Origin of the sequence: Thermoanaerobaculum aquaticum, assembly GCF_000687145.1 — a bacterium.
Taxonomy (GTDB): domain Bacteria; phylum Acidobacteriota; class Thermoanaerobaculia; order Thermoanaerobaculales; family Thermoanaerobaculaceae; genus Thermoanaerobaculum; species Thermoanaerobaculum aquaticum.
The window spans coordinates 50399-65435 of the sequence record NZ_JMFG01000025.1 but is presented as its reverse complement, the minus strand read 5'-3'; the positions used below and the strand labels follow the sequence as shown (position 1 = coordinate 65435).

General features: G+C 60.3%; 13 protein-coding genes. 3 read left to right on the top strand and 10 right to left on the bottom strand.

What is annotated here, in order from left to right:
- Positions 1–29: 29 nt before the first annotated feature.
- From EG19_RS10015 to EG19_RS09965, 10 genes are all read right to left on the bottom strand, one after another.
- Positions 30–3470 (bottom strand): RHS repeat domain-containing protein, encoded by a 3441-nt coding sequence (locus tag EG19_RS10015; protein ID WP_038050048.1) that lies wholly within the window; start codon positions 3468–3470, stop codon positions 30–32.
- A gap of 6 nt (positions 3471–3476) precedes the next feature.
- Positions 3477–4097, bottom strand: a complete 621-nt coding sequence (locus EG19_RS10010; RefSeq protein ID WP_038050046.1) for a hypothetical protein — start codon at positions 4095–4097, stop codon at positions 3477–3479.
- A 657-nt stretch (positions 4098–4754) separates the two neighbouring features.
- Positions 4755–5657, bottom strand: coding sequence for an agmatinase (speB, locus tag EG19_RS10000; RefSeq protein WP_038050044.1), 903 nt, complete (start codon positions 5655–5657; stop codon positions 4755–4757).
- An 18-nt stretch (positions 5658–5675) separates the two neighbouring features.
- Positions 5676–6233 (bottom strand): pyruvoyl-dependent arginine decarboxylase, encoded by a 558-nt coding sequence (locus EG19_RS09995; protein WP_200867143.1) that lies wholly within the window; start codon positions 6231–6233, stop codon positions 5676–5678.
- 72 nt (positions 6234–6305) lie between these two features.
- The gene (locus tag EG19_RS09990; RefSeq protein WP_038050043.1) at positions 6306–7592 is read right to left on the bottom strand and encodes a nickel-dependent lactate racemase family protein; all 1287 of its coding nucleotides are present in this window, start codon (positions 7590–7592) and stop codon (positions 6306–6308) included.
- A 3-nt stretch (positions 7593–7595) separates the two neighbouring features.
- Complete coding sequence (metG, locus tag EG19_RS09985; protein WP_038050042.1) at positions 7596–9503, bottom strand: methionine--tRNA ligase; 1908 nt, start codon at positions 9501–9503, stop codon at positions 7596–7598.
- Between the two features lie 232 nt (positions 9504–9735).
- The gene (locus EG19_RS09980) at positions 9736–10233 is read right to left on the bottom strand and encodes a PEGA domain-containing protein (RefSeq protein WP_053335197.1); all 498 of its coding nucleotides are present in this window, start codon (positions 10231–10233) and stop codon (positions 9736–9738) included.
- A gap of 233 nt (positions 10234–10466) precedes the next feature.
- Positions 10467–10706, bottom strand: coding sequence for a hypothetical protein (locus EG19_RS09975; protein ID WP_038050041.1), 240 nt, complete (start codon positions 10704–10706; stop codon positions 10467–10469).
- Positions 10706–12109: a cysteine--tRNA ligase gene (gene cysS, locus EG19_RS09970; RefSeq protein WP_038050040.1), complete on the bottom strand. Its 1404-nt coding sequence runs from the start codon at positions 12107–12109 to the stop codon at positions 10706–10708. The genes EG19_RS09975 and cysS overlap by 1 nt, the downstream gene beginning before the upstream one ends.
- Before the next feature lie 40 nt (positions 12110–12149).
- Positions 12150–12551 carry a cupin domain-containing protein gene (locus EG19_RS09965; RefSeq protein ID WP_053335196.1) on the bottom strand — a complete coding sequence of 134 codons (402 nt, stop codon included), beginning with the start codon at positions 12549–12551 and terminating at the stop codon, positions 12150–12152.
- Between the two features lie 73 nt (positions 12552–12624).
- Between EG19_RS09965 and EG19_RS13435 the strand changes: the two genes are divergently transcribed.
- Genes EG19_RS13435 through EG19_RS09950 form a run of 3 tightly spaced genes read left to right on the top strand, consistent with a single transcriptional unit; the run spans position 12625 to position 15024 of the window.
- Entirely contained in the window at positions 12625–12882 is a 258-nt protein-coding gene (locus EG19_RS13435) for a transcriptional coactivator p15/PC4 family protein (protein ID WP_053335195.1), read from the top strand.
- Positions 12883–12937: 55 nt separating this feature from the next.
- The gene (locus EG19_RS09955; RefSeq protein WP_053335194.1) at positions 12938–14260 is read left to right on the top strand and encodes a M28 family peptidase; all 1323 of its coding nucleotides are present in this window, start codon (positions 12938–12940) and stop codon (positions 14258–14260) included.
- Positions 14257–15024, top strand: coding sequence for an LEA type 2 family protein (locus tag EG19_RS09950; RefSeq protein WP_038050039.1), 768 nt, complete (start codon positions 14257–14259; stop codon positions 15022–15024). Before EG19_RS09955 ends, EG19_RS09950 begins: the two co-directional genes overlap by 4 nt.
- Positions 15025–15037 lie beyond the last annotated feature (13 nt).

The window sequence follows — 15037 nt, the reverse complement described above, 5'->3', positions numbered from 1 at the left end:
CAAATGGTGTCTTTTCCCTAAAACACCTGCTAGCTTCCTGTGGAAGCGCTGTAGCTGTAGCTGTAGCTCAAACTCACGCTCCGCGCGGGATCAGCAAAGGCCGCATCGTCTGGGTAACCAACATTCACCACGTTGCCCAGTTCATCCCACGTATAGGCTTGCGTGTAGCTGCGCGTTTCCACGGCCGGGTAACGCAACCCTAGAATCGTCTGTTTTTGCGAAAGCCTCCCACCCCGACCACCGTAGGTGTAGCGCTCTTCCACGACCTCGTCCCCGTACGCCGTGCGGTTGTGCCGCCGCGCAAGGGTGAGCTTGCCGGCCGCCACCCCGCTGCTGCCATAGGTGAATTCTTTTAACACACGACTGGCATCCGGACTTTGGCAATTAAAGGGGCCCAGGGCCACCACCGTGAGTCGTCCCACGAAGTCGTAGCAGCTCACCACCTCGGATGCACCGTCCACCCGCCGACCCACAAGCCCCCGCGCATCATAAGCGCCGTAGGTGATGCTGCCCGTTTCCGGTAGCTGCTCACCCAGCAGAAAACCCCGTTGGTCGTAGTTCCATGCCCGCGTCTGGGTGACACCCCCCACCGGCGTGACCGCCTTCACCAACCGACCCCCTACATCGTAACTGTAACTGCTGGTCACCATCGCCCCGTTGCTGCCGGAGGGTTCACTGACGGCGAGCAAACGCCCGAAGCCGTCGTAGCTCTCGGTCCGCGTGGCCCACACCTCTCCACCGGACGTGGCCACCTGCACCCCGCGGCTTATTTGCCGAATTCCAGCGTAGCTAAACGTCGTTTGCTTTTGGTCCGGACCCGTGATCACCAGTGGTCGCCCAAACCGGTCGTAACTGGTGGTGGTCCAGGTAAGGCTCGTCGCGCTGAAGGGAAACCACTCAGACACGCGGCTCACCCACCCAAGCCCGTTGTACTCCCACATCCGCTTGACCCACACAGCCCCAGGCAAGCGCCGACTCTCCCTGAATACCCGCCCAAATCCGTCAAACTCAAAGGCCAGCCGCATCAAGGCCGCATTGGTATCGTATGCACCGTTGCCGTTGGGCATCACAAACACATCCACCTTGCCTGGAGCACCGGCGGTTGCCTTGGTGAACTGGAGGCCAATCCAGGCGTCGCTGCCGGTTTGGGGCTTTGTCCACGTCAGACGACCAAGAGGGTCGTAAGCGAACGTGGTGGTAAAGCCATCCGTTCGCTGTTCGGAAGCCACTAAGCCCGTATTCCGATCAATGGTTCTGGAAAAAAGACGCAAAGTCTCCAAGGCGTTGTTCGGGTTTTCCACCACGCTTGAGGCTATCGTCCCGTACTGGTACGTGCGCCGCAACCGCGAAACGGGAGGCGAAGGAAGGGCAATCGAACACACGTGGTTGACTGTCCCTACCGCTTGGGTATCGCCCCCATAGAGCTCTTCGGTAATCGTGTTGCCAAAGGTATCCCGCGCATATACGCGAATCACGTCATTGGCACTGCGAACCCCAGAATCGGCGCTTAAAACCCGCACCCGTTGCAAGAACCCCGTTTGCGGATCAAAGCAAAATTCCTGAAGGGCCCGTTTGGTTTGCCCACCTATGATTTCTTCTACCGACTGATCCAGAAACGTCGTTAAGATCCAAGGTGCGCTTTCCGCAGGTCTACCAGCGGAGTTGTAGTTTGTAACTTGCGTGCGACTGAGCCCAGAGGTGGGTATGTTCGTGCTGGTGTTTACCCGGCGGTAGTGACCGAGGCCATCGTATTCGCTGAAGGTGGTCAGAACAAAGCGATTCCCATCGTCGTGGTAGGTGATTCGCCGCGTCTTCACCCGGCGGTTCGAGTCGTGCCACAAGCTTTCGAAAGCTGGCGGCGCACCGTTGAAAAGCGTTAAGGTGTCCTTCTCGTATTCCACGGCCACGCTTCGCACCAAAGTGTTCCCTTGGTAATACTCCACCGAGGGGAAAGGGGGCGTCGTCAACTCCCCATTTCGCCCGCGTGTGTACGGTAAGGCGTAATCCCACCCGGAACCGTCCGAGCCAAGGCAGTACTTGGTGCGGAAATAGTGCTTCGTTTTGTTCCCGTTGGGGTCCGTCACGACTGTCCAGGACTCTTGGGCGTTATCATCCACGTCACCGTTGGCAAGCCGTGGCGCGTCGTGGGAGTACGTCCACACTGCGGTTGCGACTGTTCCGCCTAGGTCGGAAAAAGTGTTCGTAAACGTACGGCTCGTGACACCCAAGAATTTCTGAACTAGCGCTAATTCCTCAGTACGATCGTAGCAGTTAACGCTTCCCGAGGGGTTTTGCCATTCACCGTACTGGTATGTGATCCGCCCCAAGGTGGGGAGCGTGAAGGTCGTAAGGGTACCTGGTATGTCCTTTGGCGTTCCGCTCGGGAAGACACAGGAACTCAGGGTCCCGGTGAGAATGTTGTATCCGAGGCTACCATTAGCATCGGTAAACGACCAGCTCGAGCCATCGGGTAGGGAAATACTTTGGAGCAAGGGTACCGCCACGATGTTTGGCGGAGCGTCCTGGTTTCGGAAGCACTCCTGGCAGTACGCGGTGTATTGGTGCTTTCCGGACCGCAAGAGGTTGCTCACCACCGTGTACGAGAACGTGTAGGTCGCCACTTGTCCACCAAACGCTTGCAGCTGGACTTGACTCACCTGGGGACCCAACTCCGTAACCCCTTGAAGGTAACTCAGCGTCACGGTGTGCGTTCGTCCGTGACTGTCACTGATCGTCCATTGGGTCGGTTCCGCGGATCCCACCGGCGCATAGTTGATAGCGACCCAGTTGGTGGGGTTTCCCGAGCCGTCACGGAAGGGCCCCTCAATTTTGCGCAAAAGGTACGTGGAACTGCACGTGCTTACTGTCTCAAACGTGTGTCGCGAGCCGTCGGGAAATTCCACCACCGCCGTTTGATAGGTAAGGTTGTTGTTGCAGGTGGCTGGATTAGAAAGCTTTAACCGAAGGTACGAATTATCCCGGGTGTACCAAACCGTAGCGTCGGTGTCGGTTTCGCTTGGCAACAAGGTCTGGTAAAAACGGTGCTCAGCACCGTCAGGACTCACATAGACCCACTGAGCCCACGCATTTCTTGAGGTCCAGGGCGGGTTAAGGTCTCCCAACGAGAGCCGAAACCCCAATCCCGCGTTGGAGCGCCTCGAAGGAAAAGCTTGGGGGACGCTCACGTCATCGTAAGGCGGCTGACAAGTGGAAAAGATTTGAATGCCGTACTCCCAAACTTTACTGTTGTAGGACACCGAAAGCCCATAGCTCATGCCCGCATTCAAAGGGTAGGATTGGCCAATAGGGATTTGGAGGCTTACTGTGCCATTGAACAGATCAACGCTGTCAATTTCTCCCACCTGGTACGCTTGCTCCGGTTTAAAACCCACCTGAAGGTTGGGGTGCTGGGCAAAGGCAGCAACGACAAAAAGCAAGAAGGTCAAATTTGCAGCAAAAACCTTGCGCATCGTTTTTTACCTCCCCACCGTGAACACCCAAAATTCCAACCGTTCTTGGTCGAAGCCGAGAATCACATCGCCTCTTTGCAGTACTGAGGGCACCGGTTCCTGCCGGGAAATTCCGCGAAAACGATTCAAAGGGACCTCGCGATCGGACCCAACTATCGAAGCCACAAACCCAGCAACCCCGGGACGCACCCACAGCACGCGCCCTTGCCGAACCCGAGGAATCACGATACCTGCACGCCCAGGGCTTGTGGGCAACGGCTGGTCAGCGGGGCCTTTCCAAAGCGTGTACGGGTAATCAGGGTGCGCCCCTACCCCCACCTCACCTGTGAGCAAATCCACAGCCCCTACAACGGTCATGACCGGCAATTCCTCCGGCAAACTGAGTCGGGCAACCCCACTTGCCCCATCCGCTTGCACGTGCGCTTCAATCGCGCGCACTCTGGGAAATAGCCCCTCCTGACTGTAGCTACACCCGATAATCGCCACCTCCGCCCCGGGTTTGAGACCGGATACCTCCACGGTGTGACCCGAGATTTGAATCGAAAGCGCCCAGCTCACGCCTTTTCCAAAAAGCAGCGGCAACACGGCCATCAGAAACACCTTGAAAGAAAGCCTTTTAAAATTCATGGCTGCCTCCTCAAAAGTCCTTCGGCATGTCTTTAGTTCGCCGATTCATTTCGCCTCCCGTTGACGAACACGAGAAGTTAACGTGACTTACGCAAAGCGAAGGCCACGCCACACCCGCGCTCGGGTCGTGGGCTCCCCGGGGCAAAAGAACACTTCCTCAGTACTGCTCCCGCAGCCAGGCAAAAGCCCCAGCCGGCAAGCTTCCACCGCCTTTTCCTGAAAGCCTGTGGAGGAAAAGTCCAAACTATCCACAAAACCACACGAGGCAGGCGGCGCACACGCTTGCGCCCACACCCGCACCGGAAGGCTTAAACTTGCAACGAAAGTGACACTACAAACAGCTAGGAAGGAAGGAAGGAAGGAAGGAAGGAAGGAAGGAAGGAAGGAATCTCTTCAAAACCATCGCTCCTCCATTGTCGCCGGCAAATAAACCACAGCCCACCGCCAGTTGTCAACACCCGCCCCCCGGGCAAACACCGGCCGCAGATGCCGTGGTCCTCGCAAGTATTCTTGTGTGCGCAAGACAAAAGAACTGCCAGGCGGCGAGAAAACGGGTTTGCCTGAACGCGAACGGGCAAGGGCATGACCCGGCCCTCCCGCACGGGCAGCGACCAAGAGGCCTAACCTCCGGCGGTTTTGGCCGCCATTGAGTGCTGTTCACGATCGCAAGTGGATTGGAGCAAAAGCGTAAGCCAAGAGCTTGTAGACGAGCTTGGCGGCGAGGAAATCGGGGGCCACGAGGCTGGGGAGAGGGGCCAGCTCCACCACGTCGAAGCCCACGATGCGCCTGGATTTGGCCACCTCCCGGAGGATTTCCAAGGCCCGGTACCAGGAAAGCCCACCGGGTTCGGGGGTGCCGGTGGCGGGCATGATGGCGGGATCAAAGGCATCCAAATCCACGGTGACGTACACCTCCTCTGGGAGAGCCGCCAAAACCTTGGGGAGAAACTCCTGCACCGGCTGCTGAACTGCTTCCGGTGCAAAAATTGTGGTCACTTTGCCCGCCTTGATGAGGTCGTGCTCTTCGGCGGTGAGCGAGCGGATACCCACCTGGACTGTGGGCAAGCCCAGCTCCAAGATGCGATGCATGACGCAGGCGTGGTTGTAGGGGGAGCCTTCAAAGCTTTCCCGCAGGTCGGCGTGGGCGTCCAGCTGCAAAACCCCCACATGGGGATGCCTTTCCTTCACCGCCTTGACCAGGGGGAAACTGACCGAGTGCTCCCCTCCCAAACCAACGAGGAAATCGTGGGTTTTTAACACCTCGCAGGCCACCGCGTAAATTCGCCCCATGGTGGCCTCGGGTCCGGAAGTATCCGGCACCACCGGAGCCAGGGTTTCCAACTGCAAAAAAGCCGAAGGGTCCCACTCCAGCTCTTCGTCGAAGGTTTCCAAATGGGTGGATGCTTCCAGAATGGCAATCGGCCCCCGACGGGCGCCAGGCTGGTAGGAAGTGGTCAAGTCGTAAGGGACCGGGAGAATGCCAACCTTAGGACCAGAGGTTGGCCTTAACTCTTCGGGGAGGCCCAAAAAGCTCAGGTAAGGGGCGTAGCGTTCTTCCATGGAAAACCGCCGAGATCCTCAATCAAAAAGCAACACTGCGGCCGCAATGACCGTGGTCCAGCGGCCATCGGGTTTAACCACCGCCGACTGCGTGATGTTGCGGGTGACCACGATTTTGCCGGAAATGCGCCAGATTTGCCGCTTTTCGTCCCAGGATTGATCCTCGTCAAACTCCACACCTAAGGTGGAAGCCAGCATGGAAGCTGCTAAATCTTCCGCGTAGTCGCCGGCTTCCTTGGCGGTTTGGCCGAAGGCGTGGTGCTCGGAAAGGTAGCCGTACATGCGCTTGTCCCGCGGCACGGCCACGCCCACCGAGGCAGCAATCATGCGGTGCGGCTCGTTCGATTCCGCCCGGCTCATAACCACAAAGGCAATTTGCCCCGGCTCGAGAAGTGCTTCCCCTTTTTTCCGGGAAATGATCTTGCAACCCGGTGGGTAAATGGACGACACCGAAACCAAGTTCAGCGCGGCAATACCTGCATCCCGCAGGGCTAGCTCAAAGGACTGCAGCTTTTCCCGGTGGCTTCCCACCCCCCGGGTGAAAAAGAGCTTGGTTGGAACCAGGTGTTTGGGCATCTTCCCCTCCTTCCCCCATCATGCCCCGCGCCGCGCGAGGCGTGCGGAAAGTACACGCAAAGTGACTGCAAATCAAGAGAGGCACGGCACTTCCCCTTGGGTCCAGCGCGGATACACGGCCGCTCCAGCCATGACCCCAACGGTATCCCCCGGGGCTTCCTCCCGCCAGCGATCAAGGACCTCCTGCGGGTTGGGAACGGGGTGGAACCCCAGCTGCCGCGCTACCCTGGGATCAAGCTGGCTTACCAGATGCACCTTAAAACGCCGGGTTTTGTCCACAATCCGCAGCGTTGTATGCCCGTACTGCACGTAGTGCTGCCGCAGCCTGGTGGCAATGGCTTCCGGTTGCGGGTCATCCAAAAATGGCTCCATGGCCGGCGAGCCAGGGCCACCGGCAAGCTCAGCCACCAGCAGGATTTCCCCCCCTTCGCTGACGAAACGGCTGGCGGCATCAAAGGCCTTGTGGGCCTGGATGAGCGTGTGATCCGTGGGAAAGCCACCGGCACTGGCCACAATTCGCGAAAACGGACCCGCCTCCACCTCGTACCACGCCTGCACGGTAGCAATGCCCTCTTGCCAAACCTCAAGCCAGTGGCCGGCGCTGGCCCAGGCCAGCTGACCCGCCTGATCCAAAACCAGGCCCAGGCTGAAGTCCGCGGCCCGGAGTTTTGCGACCTGCAGGATTTCTTCGGCCACCGGGTTGCCCTGCAGCACCCCCGGCTGACACCGGGGGTGCAGGCGTGGGGGGTCCACCGACAGGTCCAAAACCCGCCCGTGGTTAACCTGAATTTCCTCGTAGCCGGCCACCCCCGGAAAGACCATTTTCGGCCCACCGCCGAACCCGGCAAAGTAATGGTGCTGCACCGTGAAGATACTCAAAAGCAACGGCGCTTCCACCGCCAGGCGATGGAGCCGCACCGGCGTGCCGTCGGTCAACTCTCCAACCCGCACCAGCTGCTTTTGGTCGCGAGAATCGTGCTGGACCACGCTTACCCCCGGGGGCAACGGCCCCAGGTGCTCCCGGAGGGCCTCCAGATGCACCGGAGGGTGCGTGCCACAGGCCAGAAGCAACGTCACCTGCTGTGGGCTTACACGTCCCCGCGCGAGCTCCTGAAACACCGCGGGCAAAACCACGGGCAGATGGGCCTTGCGGGTGACGTCGGGGACCAGGATGACCACACCAGCTTTTCCCGCTGCCAGTTGCGAAAGGGGTGGCAAGCCCAGCGGCTTTTGCAGCGCCTCGGCCACCAGTCGCTCCAGGTTTTGCCCCCTGGGTGCTGCTGGCTTGAGCTCAAAAACCCGCAATCCCCTCAAGTCGCACGCCACAAAACCGCGCCCGTAGGGGAGCTTGGCAATCACCTTTTACTTCACCCCGGCACCCGGAGGCACGTCCTTTTCCGGCGTTAGAAGCACCGGCGAACCATCGGGAAGGGTGGCCGCCAAAAGCATTCCCCGGGACTCCACGCCCATGAGGGTAGCCGGCTTGAGGTTGGCCACCACCACGATGAGCTTGCCCACAAGCTCCTCAGGTTGGTACGAGCCGCCAATGCCGGCCACGATTTGCCGCGGCTGCCCTTCGCCCAAGTCCACCTCCAGACGCACCAGCTTTTTGGACTTGGGCACCCGCTCGGCGGTCACCACCTTGCCCACCACCAGCTTGATCCTTGCAAACTCCTCAATGGAAACCAGCTCGCTCTGCTGGGTGCTTCCCTGCTCACTTACCTGTTCGCTCACCTTGACCTCCGCAAAAAAGGCCTTGTCGTCCACCTTGGGAAACAGCGGCCCCTGGTCGGGACCTAAAGCGGCCGACACCGGCAGCATACCCCACGCCAGTTGCTTTTTCCCCGCGTCGTCGGTTGGCAACGCATCAAAAACCTTATCCGCCGTGCCCGGCATGACCGGACTGATCATCACCGCCACCAGGCGCAGGCTTTCCAGGCAGTTGTACATGATGCGGGAAAGCCGCCCTGAGGCACCTTCCGCTTTGAAAATGCCCCACGGAGCCTTTTCGGTGACGTAGCCGTCCACCGCGGATAAAAGCTCCCAAACCGCCTCCAAAGCCCGGTGAAACTCGTAACCCTCCATGCTTTCCAGGTAACGAGCCACCGCTTCTTCAGCTTTGGCCCTCAAGGTGCTTTCGCCACAAGCTTCCGGCGGGGTCTTACCGTCAAAATAGCGACGGGCCATGGCCATTACCCGGGCAAAGGTGTTGCCCAGGCCGTTGGCGAGGTCGGCGTTGTAGCGGGAAAGAAAACCCTCGTCGGAAAAGCTGGCGTCCTGGCCAAAGGTCATTTCGCGCAGGAAGAAGTATCGCAGCGGGTCAGCCCCGAACTGGCCGATGAGGTAATCGGGCCGCACCACGTTGCCCAGGCTCTTGGACATCTTTTTTTCGTCCTTGAGCCACCAACCATGCCCAAAAACCTGCTTGGGAAGCGGCAACCCCGCAGACATCAAGAACGCGGGCCAGTACACGCAGTGAAAGCGCAGGATGTCCTTGCCCACAAGGTGCAGATCCGCAGGCCAAAAGCGCTGGAAACGGTCCTGGTTTTCGGAGCCAAAACCGAGGGCAGAAATGTAGTTGGTGAGCGCATCAACCCACACGTAAACCACGTGGCGGTCGTCCCCCGGCCAGGGAATGCCCCAGCGCAGGGAAGCCCGGGAAATGGAAAGGTCCTTGAGGCCTCCCTCCACAAAGCGCACCACCTCGTTGAAGCGCGAAGCGGGGCGCACGAAGTCAGGGTTTTCCCGGTAAAAGGCCAAAAGCTTTTCCTGGTAGGCGGAAAGCCGGAAAAAGTAAGACTCCTCGGCGAGACGCTCCACAGGATGCCCAAAGTCAGGACAACGGCCGTCTTTCAGCTGGGTTTCGGGGTAAAAGGACTCGCAACCCGAGCAGTACCAGCCTTCGTAGCTGGCCTTGTAAATGTCGCCGGCTTCGCTCATGCGGCGGATAAGCTCCCGCACGCCAGCTTTATGCCGCTCCTGGGTGGTGCGGATGAAGTCATCGTGGGTAATGGCCAGCTCCCGCCACAGCTCGTGGTAACGCCCCACCACCTGATCGGCCAGCGCCTGCGGCGGAATTCCCTGCTCGCGGGCGGCGCGCTCGATCTTTTGTCCGTGTTCATCGGTGCCGGTGAGGAAGAAAACCTCAAAACCCCGCATGCGCTTGAAGCGGGCCAGCACGTCGGCCACCACCGTGGTGTACATGTGCCCAATGTGCGGCAAATCGTTCACGTAGTAAATCGGCGTGGTGATGTAAAAAATACGCGCCACCCGGCACCTCCGTCAGAGGCTAGAGGATACCACTGCAACGGACCTGACGAGCCATCGCAAGGTCCAGAGCTTCCGAAAGCCTGCTTCGCCAAAGAAAAAAGCAGGGGCCCTTACGCCCCTGCCCAAGTTTGCCGGAGCTCACCGAGTATCAACCAGGGTCCTGTGGTCTCATTCGCACGGGTTTCCTAAAAAGGTTCGCCATTGAGCCAAGCAGGCTGCCCCAAAACCGCTTCTACCGACGGTCGCTCGCAGCACTGCCTTCCGGCAACGGGGTGAGTTGACCAATCCGTTCGCCATGCTCGGGAGCCCCTAGCACCACCGAAATGACCAGACCCGTTTTCTGCGATGGATCCTCGCCTACCTTCACAAGGTTGGCGGATACCGCTTCCGGCTTGAGGTTGTAAATGGCTCCATCGGCTGCATCAATAATGATGCCGATGATTCCGCCGAAGAGCAGGTTGCCGAAGAGCCATCCCGAAATGTGACGGGTGAGGACCATTTCGTAGGGTTGATAGCCCTCCAGCTCAATGCGAATGCGGTGATCGGTCTTGCGAGAAAGCTCCGCAACCATTGGGGTTTTGCCCAAGAGCTGGCCGTTGTCGTAGACCGTAGCTGCTGATGGGATACTGGTTATGCCCACGCTTTGGCGGGTGCCGTGAATGATGCTGGCACAAGCTATCAGGACCACCACACCAACCAACAAAAGCCCAAAACGTGTTTTTCTCATCATGGTTCCCTCCCTTCGCCGCCTACGTTAGGGAGGCATGGGGCATACTACGTGCCCCGGGAGCGAAAAACGCGAGAATGTTTGGCCGGGGCCTGAATAGGCTCGTCAGACGTGCTTCTTGGCCTTCTTTGCAGCGAAAGGATTAAATGAGCCTTGCCAAAGGTAGCTTTTCCACCGTGACGTATGCCGCTTATGCTGACGCCACACGGCCAAACCAAGCCCGCAGGTCGAGCAACTTACATGTAGCGGGCATCCTCCATAGCTTCAGCAATTAAAGTTAGCGCAGCAGCCTTCATGGCTTCGTCATCGGACACCCCACGCCCAGACCAACTGGCAATCGCGTGGGCCAACTGGTCTCTCTGCGTGGCTAATACCTGCGGCAGCCACTCCCGCTCCAGCCGGCGGCGCCAATCTTCGCCGGCTTCCGCGGCGGCGCGGCACAACAGCAGCAGCTCCTCCAAAACGTCAGCGGGCATTAGCTCTTCCCCACTCGCCGCCAGAGCGTGCCGGAAGGCGTGTCTTCAAGGATGATGCCGCGGTCGGCCAGCTGCTTGCGAATGGCGTCGGCGGTGGCAAAGTCCCGACGAGCCCTGGCTTCCGCACGTTTTTGAATGAGCGCTTCCACCTCCGCATCGGTTTCCTCGGTGGTCACCTCGGGAAACACGCCCAAAACCCCGTTGGCCAGGCGCAGTGCGGCTTTGGTGGCGCTCATGGCTTCGGCGGAAAGGCCGCCGGCATCCAGAGCCTGGTTCACCTTGGTGAGAAAGGTGTGCAGGGCCGCCAGGGCGCGGGCGGTGTTGAGGTCGTCGCCCAGGGCCTTTTCAAACTCCGCCACAAACTCTGAAGCGGCGGAAACCGGCAAATCGCCTTCGCCGCCGGCTGCTGGCGCATAGTGCAAGCGCCGGAGGGTGTTGCCAATGCGGCTCACCGCCGCTTCCGCAGCGTGCAGGGCATCAAAGGTGAAGTTGAGCTTTTGCCGGTACGGCACGGAAATCAGCAGGTAACGGATGGCCAGGGGGTCGTGCCCCCGCTCCAGAAGGTCCCGCAGCGTGAAAAAGTTCCCGGCGGACTTGGCCATCTTTTGCCCTTCCACCACCAGGTGCTCGGAGTGCAGCCAGTACTTGACGAAAGGCTTGCCTGTGGCTGCTTCCGACTGGGCGATTTCGTTTTCGTGGTGCGGGAAGATGAGGTCCACCCCGCCGGCGTGGATGTCAATGCTCTCGCCCAAAAGGGCAATGGCCATGGTGGAGCACTCCAAATGCCAACCTGGTCTTCCCGGCCCAAAGGGAGTGTCCCAGTAGGGCTCCCCAGGACGGGCCGCCTTCCACAGCACGAAGTCCCGCACGTCTTCCTTTTCGTACTCATCGGCGTCCACCCGGGCCCCGGGCTTGATTTGCGAGGGGTCCACCCCCGAAAGCTTGCCGTAGTCGGGAAAAGCGGCGATGCGAAAGTAAGTGGAGCCTTCCAGCTCGTAGGTGTAGCCCTTTTCTTTAAGCCGGGCAATGAGCTCCACCATTTGCGGGATGAAGTCGGTGGCCCGCGGGTAGTACTCCACCCGCTCGCAGCGCAAGGTATCAATGTCCTCGAAAAACGCGGCAATGTAGCGGTCGGTGTAGGCCCGCAGGCTTACCCCCTCGGCGTTGGCACCGCGGATGGTTTTGTCGTCAATGTCCGTGAGGTTCATCACCTGCCGGACCTGGAAGCCGGCCACCTTGAGCGTCCGCCGCAGCACATCCTCGAACAAGAAGGTTCGGAGGTTGCCGATGTGCACGTAGTTGTAAACCGTAGGCCCGCAGGTGTACATGCGCACCTCTCCCGGTTGCAGTGGGGTAAAGCGCTCTGCGGTGCGAGCCGCGGTGTTGGTGAAGAAAAGCTCCATGCCCCCTCCCGCGGGCATTCTAAACCGCTTCCCTTCAAAGCTACGGCAGGTAGGCGCCGGGCGGTGGCTCCTCCAGCCACTCGGTGGTGTAGCTTTCGGTCTTGGGAACCACGCACAGGAACTCCACCGGCTCCTGCCCGCGGTTTTCGTACCAGTGGGCACACCCTGCGGGAATGAAAACGGCGGCCCCTGGACCCACCACGTGCTCCTCACCGTCCAGAGCAATGGTCATGTGCCCGCGGATGACCACCTGTTCGTGCTCCAGGTCGGGATGCCGGTGTTCGGGGATGCGCCCCCCGGGAGCCAGGAAAAACCTGCGGGTGATAAAGTTGGGGACGCCAATTTCCGGCCCCAAAACCACGGCCATGGATGCCCCCCGTGCCCGGGCTACCGGTTTTGCCTCCACCTCCTGGGGGAGAACCACCCTGCCTTCCTTGGCCATCTCTCAGCCCTCCACCACTAGCATACTGGCCCCTGCCGAAGGTTGGTACACTGCGGGAGGAGGAGGGCTGGAAGTGCCGGATGAACAAAAGGTCATGGCAAGCTTTCCACGAAACCCCGAGGAAACCATGCAGATCTCGGTGTCCACGTTTAAAGGGCGAACTTACGTGGACATCCGCCTTTACTTCACCGATGCCGATGGGCAACTGAAGCCCACCAAGAAAGGCGTCACCGTGCCACCTGAGCTCTGGGACCAGTTCCGGGCGGGCTTGCAGGCGGCCGAAGCGGAGCTCGTGCGCCGTAACCTCTGGCACCCGGCGGACGAGGAATAAGGCGAAACCTCAGCCGACCGCGCGCGTAGAAGGACCGCGAGGAGGTCTTGGGGGGATGACCAAAAAACAAACGCTGGCGTGCTTTTCCTCGTGGGTTCTGGCGGCAGGACTGTGGGCTCAGGCCCCAAGCCCCACGCCAATCCCGGACTTTGCCGCCCTTGCCGGCAGCAGCAACCTGGCTTACGAGCGCTTGAGCTACCTTTGCGATCGCATCGGACCACGTCCAGCATGGAGCCCAGCCTATGCCCGCGCCGCTTCCTGGGCCGCTGAGATCATGAAGCAGGACGGCCTGGAAAACGTGCGGCTGCAACCGGTGGAGGTGCCGGTGTGGGAACGGGGATCCGCGCGCTTGCTCATGCTCCAGCCCACCCAGAGGGAGCTGCCGGTTCTGGCCCTGGGGGGCTCGGTGGGCACCCCAGGGGTGGAAGCACCGGTGGTAGTGGTCAGGAGCCTGGACGAGGTGGGCCCGCAGGTACAGGGGGCCATCGTGCTTTACGCCTTCCCCATGTCCAAGCCCCAGGATTACGGGGCGGGCTCGAGGATTCGCTCGCAGGGGGCCTCCCGCGCCGCGGCTTTTGGCGCCAAAGCCATGCTTTTGCGTTCGCTGGCCACCGCTAGCCTGGCCACCCCCCATACCGGCATGCTGCACTACGAAGAGGGGAAGCCGCAAATCCCCGCTGCCGCCATTAGCCAGGAGGACGCCGATTGGATTGCGCGGCTGGTCAGTTCCGGGGTAATACCGGTGCTGCGCCTGGAGCTGGGTTGCAAAACCGGTGGCAAAACCCTAGCCCACAACGTCATTGGCGAAATCCCCGGGGAAAAACGGCCCGAGGAAATCGTGCTTTTGGGTGCCCACCTGGACTCCTGGGACGTGGGACAGGGGGCCCACGACGACGGTGCTGGATCGGTTCACGTGCTGGAGGCCATGCGTCTTTTGAAGCTGGCGGGGGTACGACCCAGCCGCACCGTGCGGGCGGTGCTGTTTGCCAACGAGGAGTTCGGCATTGACGGTGGTAAGGCGTACGCCCGCGAGTTTGGGGCGCAAAAGCACATTGCCGCCATCGAAAGCGACATGGGGGGCTTTCTCCCGGCGGCCTGGAGCATCAACGCCCCACCCCAGCTGATGGGGTGGCTCTGGCCGCTTTTGGCCACCACTTCGCTTTCAGCACGTCCCGGGTGGGGCGGGGCTGACATTTCCCCGCTGGCCAGCCAAAGCGTGCCGCTCATTGGGCTTGCTCCCGATCCCACCCACTACTTCGACTACCACCACACCAACGCCGACACGCTGGACAAGGTCAACCCCGAGCATTTACAAGCTGGGGCTCTGGCTCTGGCTCGCTTAGCGTGGGTTCTGGCCAACGCCCCCGAGGTTAAATGACGGGCCTCCTGCTGCTCCTGGCTCTTGCTTCCCCCTCCCCCACGCCGGCCCCGGCAGCCAGAATCGTGAAGCTCACCGCCGATTTGCCCGACCGAAGCGTAGTTTTGGTAACCCTCCAGGCCCGGGGAAAGGTTCAAAAGCTTAAGGATTTCGCCAAGCAAAAGCTCTACGTAGGGACAAACCCGATCAACCTTCCGGGTTCGCCCGATGTGAGCTTGACCGGCGATGGCTTCGAGGCCCGGTTTCAGCTCCCTTACGCCTCGGTACCCGAAGCGGTGTTGAGCCACGATCCCCACGCCCTTCCCCTGCGCTGGGAAGCCCTCGACGCTTCAGGAAAACCCGTTCTCGCTGCAGAAGGCTCAGTAGATCTGGGGGATCCGGGGCAAGTTTCATTTTCACCCAGACGGGCGTACGAGCTCTTTGCCCGTTTGGACCGGCTGCAGCTTGCTCCAGGCCTGGCTCAAGTGGGTTTTTCAGCGCTCCTTTCCCTTTACAACCCCTTTAGCTTCGAGCTGGTGGTGAAGCGCATTGAGTACGAGGTCAAGGTGGGGGAAACCACGCTCCTTTCCGCAAACAGGCCGGGCATGCGCCTGCGACCGGGCCGGGCCAACGACGTGCTTTTGGAACAGGAAGTCCCGCTGGCTTCCCTAGGGGGTGCGGTGCAGTCCTTGTTGAACAACCCTTCCGTTGATTTCTCCGGCAGGCTGGTCCTGCGCACCCCTACGGGAGACCAGGTGATCCCCCTCCAGTTTGGCAGCCACTGAGGAAGCCTGGGAA

Coding starts and splice junctions, on each gene's coding strand:
- EG19_RS10015 (WP_038050048.1), bottom strand. CDS start 3,470: ATGCGCAAGGTTTTTGCTGCAAATTTGACCTTCTTGCTTTTTGTCGTT.
- EG19_RS10010 (WP_038050046.1), bottom strand. CDS start 4,097: ATGAATTTTAAAAGGCTTTCTTTCAAGGTGTTTCTGATGGCCGTGTTG.
- speB (WP_038050044.1), bottom strand. CDS start 5,657: ATGGAAGAACGCTACGCCCCTTACCTGAGCTTTTTGGGCCTCCCCGAA.
- EG19_RS09995 (WP_200867143.1), bottom strand. CDS start 6,233: ATGCCCAAACACCTGGTTCCAACCAAGCTCTTTTTCACCCGGGGGGTG.
- EG19_RS09980 (WP_053335197.1), bottom strand. CDS start 10,233: ATGATGAGAAAAACACGTTTTGGGCTTTTGTTGGTTGGTGTGGTGGTC.
- EG19_RS09975 (WP_038050041.1), bottom strand. CDS start 10,706: ATGCCCGCTGACGTTTTGGAGGAGCTGCTGCTGTTGTGCCGCGCCGCC.
- cysS (WP_038050040.1), bottom strand. CDS start 12,109: ATGGAGCTTTTCTTCACCAACACCGCGGCTCGCACCGCAGAGCGCTTT.
- EG19_RS09965 (WP_053335196.1), bottom strand. CDS start 12,551: ATGGCCAAGGAAGGCAGGGTGGTTCTCCCCCAGGAGGTGGAGGCAAAA.
- EG19_RS09955 (WP_053335194.1), top strand. CDS start 12,938: ATGACCAAAAAACAAACGCTGGCGTGCTTTTCCTCGTGGGTTCTGGCG.
- EG19_RS09950 (WP_038050039.1), top strand. CDS start 14,257: ATGACGGGCCTCCTGCTGCTCCTGGCTCTTGCTTCCCCCTCCCCCACG.